At 77.8% G+C, this 1,205-nt stretch carries 3 protein-coding genes; all 3 read right to left on the minus strand.

Going from position 1 to position 1,205, the window contains the following annotated elements; translation table 11 throughout:
• Positions 1 to 212 precede the first annotated feature (212 nt).
• The gene (locus ABEB16_RS09395; RefSeq protein ID WP_345711995.1) at positions 213 to 773 is read right to left on the minus strand and encodes a Clp protease N-terminal domain-containing protein; all 561 of its coding nucleotides are present in this window, start codon (positions 771 to 773) and stop codon (positions 213 to 215) included.
• Complete coding sequence (locus ABEB16_RS09400; RefSeq protein ID WP_345711996.1) at positions 773 to 1,006, minus strand: RNA polymerase subunit sigma-70; 234 nt, start codon at positions 1,004 to 1,006, stop codon at positions 773 to 775. Before ABEB16_RS09400 ends, ABEB16_RS09395 begins: the two co-directional genes overlap by 1 nt.
• Before the next feature lie 4 nt (positions 1,007 to 1,010).
• The coding region (locus ABEB16_RS09405) for a LuxR C-terminal-related transcriptional regulator (RefSeq protein ID WP_345711997.1) at positions 1,011 to 1,205 on the minus strand (195 nt) is incomplete at its 5' end.

Consider the following 1,205-nt stretch of genomic DNA (forward strand, 5'->3'; position numbering starts at 1 on the left):
CAACCCCGCCACGAGCGCCACCTCGGGCGGTTCGCCGTCCCGCGGTGCGCCGGTCACCGGGTCGCGGGCGAAGGCGGCTGCGTGCACGGCCGCCACGGCGGCGCGGTCGGTGGGTAGTTCCCGGCGGACGATCACCGGGCCAGCCTTCCGCCGCGCTCGCGCGCTGCCAACGGGTCCGCGCCGCCGCCCCGAGCCGGTGCCGCCGCGGCCCCTCAGGCCGCCTTCGACACCGAGGCCAGCACCGCCGCCCGCACCGCCGCGGGGTCGACGCCGAGGCCGCGCAGCAGGTGTGCGACGGGGGTCCGCTCGCTGGCGAGCATGCCGAGCAGGAGGTGCTCGGTGCCGATGCCGCGGTGCCGCAGCGCCAGCGCCTCGCGCAGCGCGTTCTCCAGCGCCGCCTTGGCCGGGTCGGTGAAGGGGATGTGGCCGCCGGTGCTGACGACGTGGCGGCGCAGGAACCCCTTGCGGCGCAGGCGGGGCCGCTCCAGCGCGCCGGGGCCGAAGGCGTCCTCGGCGCGGCGGCGGACGTCGGCCAGGTCGATGCCGAGGGCGGCCAGCGCCGCGGCGGCGGCGCCGGCGGTCCGCGCGACGGCCTGCTCCAGCGCCTGCGCGTCGAGCCCGCAGCGGCGCAGGGCCGCGGTGGCGGCGTCCTCGCCGGCCACCAGGGCCAGCAGCAGGTGCTCGGCCCGGATCTCCTCGTGGCCGAGGCGGCGCGCCTGCTGCTGCGCGCCGACGACGACCTCGCGGGCGGCGTGGGTGAACCGCTCGAACATCAGTGCCCTCCCTCGTCGGCGGCGGCGTGCGCCGCGTGCTTCTTGTGGACGGCCTGCTTGCTGACCCCGAGGGCGGCGGCGATGTCCGCCCAGGACCAGCCCAGGCGGCGCGCGGCGTGCACCTGCAGCTCCTCGAGCTGCTCGGTGAGGCGCCGCAGCGCCGCGACCCCCCGCAGGCCGACGGCGGGGTCGCTGCTCGTGCTGCTGTCCAGCACGTCGTGGGTGTGCGACATGTCGTCAATCTAAGTTGACGAGTGTGCCCGCGTCAACCTCGGTTGCCGCCAGGACGCCGGCCAGCTCCGAGCGCCGCGACACCCCGAGCTTGCGGTACGCGCTGGCGAGGTGGACCTCGACCGTCTTGGGCGTCACGAACAGCGCCTCGAGCGAGGTGGCGGGCGCCGGCTGGGGCTGCGGGCGCGGGGTCTCCGGCTG

The sequence above is a fragment of the Kineococcus glutinatus genome, from assembly GCF_039542765.1.
Lineage (GTDB): Bacteria > Actinomycetota > Actinomycetes > Actinomycetales > Kineococcaceae > Kineococcus_A > Kineococcus_A glutinatus.

Bases quoted from the DNA above. Each gene is read 5' to 3' on its own strand.
- ABEB16_RS09395 (WP_345711995.1), bottom strand. From the start codon at position 773: ATGTTCGAGCGGTTCACCCACGCCGCCCGCGAGGTCGTCGTCGGCGCG.
- ABEB16_RS09400 (WP_345711996.1), bottom strand. From the start codon at position 1,006: ATGTCGCACACCCACGACGTGCTGGACAGCAGCACGAGCAGCGACCCC.